This is a genomic window from Sphingopyxis flava, from assembly GCF_900168005.1.
Classification (GTDB): domain Bacteria; phylum Pseudomonadota; class Alphaproteobacteria; order Sphingomonadales; family Sphingomonadaceae; genus Sphingopyxis; species Sphingopyxis flava.
Genome location: NZ_FUYP01000072.1, coordinates 1 through 4,526 on the forward strand (window position 1 = coordinate 1; position 4,526 = coordinate 4,526).

The window sequence follows — 4,526 nt, forward strand, 5'->3', positions numbered from 1 at the left end:
AAAGCCCTAAAGACGGTGCGCGAGCTGCAAGGCCATCTCCGGACGCTCACGGGATCTTGCCGGCTCCTCATCGACGCGCGCACCAAGGGCGTGGACTCGCTGGCGCAGATCGAGGCGCTGGACTGGCAGCGCTTCGCCATGGCGGTCGAGCAAGCCGAAGTGCTCGGGCGACCGGAAACCGTCGATCGCACCGCTGAATTGATTGATCGGCATCGCACGGTAAAGCTCTTTGCCGGCCCCCTTCTCAACACCTTTGAATTTCGCGGCGCCGGCGCGGTGCAGGGACTCCTGTCGGCGCTGGCCATTATCGCGGAGCTATACCGGACCGGCAAACGACGCTTGCCTGATCGCGTGCCGCTGCGCTTTGTACCATCAGCATGGCGGCCGTTCGTCCTGCGGGATGGCATCATCGACCGTGCCGCATATGAACTATGCGCCTTGTCCCAGCTACGCGAGCGGCTGCGAGCGGGAGACATATGGGTCGCGGGAAGCCGCCAGTTTCGTGATTTCGACAGCTACCTCATACCACCGGCCACCTACGCGGCGCTTCGCGAGAAGGGGCCGCTGCCGCTCGCCATCGAAACGGACTTTGAGCGCCATATCGAGGAAAGGCGCACCAGGCTCGATACGGCGATCGAACAGGTAACGGTCCTCGCGCGACAGGGCGAACTGCCCCAGGTCAGACTTGACGAAAACGGCCTCATCATCTCGCCGCTGAAGGCGGCAACGCCGCCCGCCACCGAGATGGCCCGTCGCGCCGCCTATGATCGGCTGCCGCGCGTGAAGATCACCGATCTCCTGCTTGAGGTCGATGCCTGGACCGGGTTCAGCGAATGTTTCATCCATCGGCGTTCGGGCCGGCAGGTCGACGATCGCAATGCTTTGCTCACCGTCATCCTTGCCGATGGCATCAATCTCGGCCTCACGCGCATGGCGGAAACCTGTCGGGGCGCAAGTTTGCGCCAGCTCGCCCATCTTCACGACTGGCACATCAGCGAGGCCGCCTATGGTGAAGCGCTGGGAAGACTGATCGACGCCCATCGCACCATGCCGCTCGCCGCGCTGTGGGGAGACGGCACCACCTCGTCGAGCGACGGACAACAATTTCATGCCGGGGGTCGTGGGGCCGCGATCGGCGACATCAACGCGCGCAGCGGCAACGAACCGGGCGTCGCCTTCTACACCCATGTCTCGGATCGATATGATCCCTTTGCGAGCCGGGTGATTGCGGCGACTGCCGGCGAAGCGCCCTATGTGCTGGATGGCTTGCTGTATCACCAGACGGGCCTGACGATCGAGGAGCACTACACCGATACGGGTGGAGCATCGGACCATGTGTTCGGCCTCATGCCCTTCTTCGGCTACCGCTTCGCCCCGCGCCTGCGCGACATCAAGGAGCGTCGCTTGCACCTCCTGCCTGGCCAGGAATCTGGCCCCTTGCTCGGCGGCATGACGGCCGAGCCGATCGCATTGGGTCATGTCGCCGCGCATTGGGACGAACTGCTGCGGTTCGCCACATCGATCCGTACCGGCACCGTCACCGCTTCGGCGATGCTGCGCCGCCTGTCCGCCTATCCGCGACAGAATGGACTGGCCCTCGCGCTGCGCGAGCTTGGCCGCCTCGAACGCTCGATCTTCATGCTCGACTGGCTGCGCGACATCGATCTGCGCCGGCGCACCCAGGCGGGCCTCAACAAGGGTGAAGCCCGCAACGCGCTCGCTCGCGCGCTCTTCTTCAACCAGCTCGGCGAACTGCGCGATCGGCGGTTCGAGAACCAGACCTATCGCGCATCCGGCCTCAACCTGCTCGTCGCCGCCATCATCCTGTGGAACACCCGCTATCTCGAAATGGCGTTGGCTGACATCGCAACGCCCGACGAGATTGCACGCCACATCGCGCCATTGGGCTGGGAGCATATCTCGCTGACCGGCGACTATAGCTGGAATGTCGAAGATCGGCCTGATCCGGATGCCCTGCGCCCCCTGCGCGCCGTCAGTTCCCTGCTCGCCGCGTGATGTTCGCCCTCCGTTCTCCCTTAGCGTGCAGATACGTCACTTTCGTGTAGTGACCCCAAGCTGCATTTCGCAGCGGATGCGGCAACCGCGATACGCCTACGGCGCAATGCGGCGCTTGGTCAGGCGTGCTCCTTTGAAAAGCGCGCGGCGAGCCGTGCACTTGCCCCGCTCCTGGTCGCGAGCCTGGCGCCATACCGCATCACGGTCTTGGGATCGCGCCAGCGGTACGCCTGCATGATTGCAGGCAGAGCCTCCCCCGCCGCGAAATTGTCCTGCGCGACCCCGACCCGGATCGAATGCGACGATACCGCCGATACCCAGCGTTCCAGCTCCGCTTCCGAGATCGGCCCGAGCAGCTTCTTTGCCCAGGCGGCCCGAATGACCCGCCTGTAGATGAGCGTGATGCTGTTGGGGTGCAGCCGTTCGGTGCCGATCGCCGCGACCGACCCATCAAAATGCGTTTCGACCCGGCGGAACAGCGGTCCTTTGCGGATGCCTGCCTTCTCGCGCCATCTCGCGATCGCATCCATCGTCGCAGGCGAAAGATAGGCATAGGCCCCCTCCCCTTCCCGGTCGGTCTTGCTCGACGGAATGAACAGCGTGCCCGCGCCATCGCTGTCCGGCCCTTCGATATGTCCGACCTCGATCGCCACCAACTCGGACCGGCGCGCCCCGGCGTCATAGGCCACGCGCAGCAGGGCGGCGTCCCGCAAGCCCAGCTCGTCCCGACGGCATGCCTTCAGGAGATGGACAAGGCAAACGCCCGACGGCGGGCTGTCGAGATCCGCGATGTCACCCTTGAAGCGCAGCGCGCGCGCCTGGCGCTGGCGGACGCCGAGCGATTTGCGCGCCGCTTTCATCTCGAGCTTGACCAGCGGTGCGGCGGTGGGATCGGCAATGCCCGCCATTCGGTATGCCCAACCGACGTTTACGATGTAGCGTTCAATCGTCGCCATCGCCCGAATCGTTTCGTCGGACAGCTCGAGCCCAGCAAGCGATCGAACCCAGCGGGAGACGTCGTGTGGCTTGGCCGACGGCGGGTCGAGGCGATTGCGGCGGCACCATTGTCCCCAGATGGTCAGGTCCGATCGGAACGCGCGGCGTGTATTATGCGACCAGCCCCGGACGGCAGCAGACACAAGTTCCGCATCGATCGGCGCAGATGCACCGACCAGGTCGCGCACGTCGCGCACCACCAAGTCGAGCACAGCGCCATCGCGCACGTCCATGGCTGCCGAAAGCGTCATCGGGAGCGTCTCGTCACGCGCCCCCTGTCAGATCGGCAGGACGCGCCCTCCAACGATCCTGATCGTGGCGCCGCCATTCGGGGTCGATCGCCATCACCTCGCGATCGAGGATCTCGACGATGCGCTGCGCGGCTGGCCTCCCGAGCAGCACGTCCGCCGCGTCGTAGATGCCGCGGCCGTAGCGGCCGACGAGCAATGCCGCCAACCCCGGCGTTTCTTCTCCGCGCGATACGGCAACTGCCCGGCTTCGCGCATAATCCGTTACCAGCGCGGTGAGCTTACCTTCTGCGGCATGTTCGTCCATTGACTTCTCCGTGCTCTAGCCGTTGGCCGCGAGCGCATTCAGGCTTCTTGGTCCACTTTCACCAAGGCCGACTGGCCTTGTGAAGCGCGATATCCGTCACCGCGAAATCCTTGCCCGTGCACAGCAGCGGCTCGCCGCGTTCTCTGGCCACAGCATAGACCATAAGGTCGAGCAGGTTGAGCGGTCCGCCATTGCCGTTCCCAGAACCGTAAAGCGGTTCGGCTTCGTTTGCGATCCTCGCGTGGTCATGCGTGAACGCCAGTGTCGCGCAGCCGCGGCGTTCGAACTTGGCAAGCATATCCTCAGCTTCGGCCCGCAGACCAAATCGCTGGTTGCTCGCGACACGCACAAACTCAACCATGGCGGGTGCCGGAATTCCGCCTCGTTCGGCGACGATCGCCTCGACCAGCGCCTCACTGCCCTCCTCGCCCGTCAGCACCGCGATCAGCGCCGAAGTATCAATGATCATCGGGGCAACCCGTCCTCGTCCCAAAGCTCGGCGTCAATCTCCGCCATGGTCGGATATGTTCGCTTGGGGACGCGCGCTTGGATCGCCCTAATCTCCGCAAGGAACGCGTCTCGGTCCTTTTCCTTTGGCAGCGGCATCCGGTCCAGCGCCTCTTCGATAATTTCAACCTGGCTGCGGCCGTCGCGGGCGAGCAGTTCGAGGCGCTTGAGCGCATGATCGGAGCGGATGGTGATGGCGCGCTGTTTGCGGCGCGGCGGATGATGGGCGGCAGTAGCCACGACGGCACTCCTACGGTTCAGATTTGATCGGCCCCTGATTATAGTGGCCGTGCTGCTACAGCGCAAGCACGGTTCATCTAATGTTGATAACGATCCATTATCAACACTAGGCATCCGGGCATACTTTACTGAACTTTGCTTTCAGTTCACTATTGGGCATGGCTGACATGCCCTCGCCCGCCTCTTATGGCCCCGATTATACCCCACAAATG

At 64.1% G+C, this 4,526-nt stretch carries 5 protein-coding genes; 1 reads left to right on the forward strand and 4 read right to left on the reverse strand.

Annotated features, from left to right (window positions below):
* Positions 1–2,016, forward strand: a 2,016-nt coding sequence (locus B5X69_RS20220; protein WP_079640282.1) for a Tn3 family transposase, incomplete at its 5' end; no start/stop codon positions are given.
* A 119-nt stretch (positions 2,017–2,135) separates the two neighbouring features.
* Here B5X69_RS20220 and B5X69_RS20225 read toward each other — a convergent pair.
* Genes B5X69_RS20225 through B5X69_RS20240 form a run of 4 tightly spaced genes read right to left on the reverse strand, consistent with a single transcriptional unit; the run spans position 2,136 to position 4,314 of the window.
* The gene (locus B5X69_RS20225; protein ID WP_020819377.1) at positions 2,136–3,263 is read right to left on the reverse strand and encodes a tyrosine-type recombinase/integrase; all 1,128 of its coding nucleotides are present in this window, start codon (positions 3,261–3,263) and stop codon (positions 2,136–2,138) included.
* Between the two features lie 13 nt (positions 3,264–3,276).
* Positions 3,277–3,567: a hypothetical protein gene (locus tag B5X69_RS20230; RefSeq protein WP_020819378.1), complete on the reverse strand. Its 291-nt coding sequence runs from the start codon at positions 3,565–3,567 to the stop codon at positions 3,277–3,279.
* A 58-nt stretch (positions 3,568–3,625) separates the two neighbouring features.
* Complete coding sequence (locus B5X69_RS20235) at positions 3,626–4,036, reverse strand: type II toxin-antitoxin system VapC family toxin (RefSeq protein WP_020819379.1); 411 nt, start codon at positions 4,034–4,036, stop codon at positions 3,626–3,628.
* Complete coding sequence (locus tag B5X69_RS20240; RefSeq protein WP_020819380.1) at positions 4,033–4,314, reverse strand: hypothetical protein; 282 nt, start codon at positions 4,312–4,314, stop codon at positions 4,033–4,035. Before B5X69_RS20240 ends, B5X69_RS20235 begins: the two co-directional genes overlap by 4 nt.
* Between the last annotated feature and the right edge of the window lie 212 nt (positions 4,315–4,526).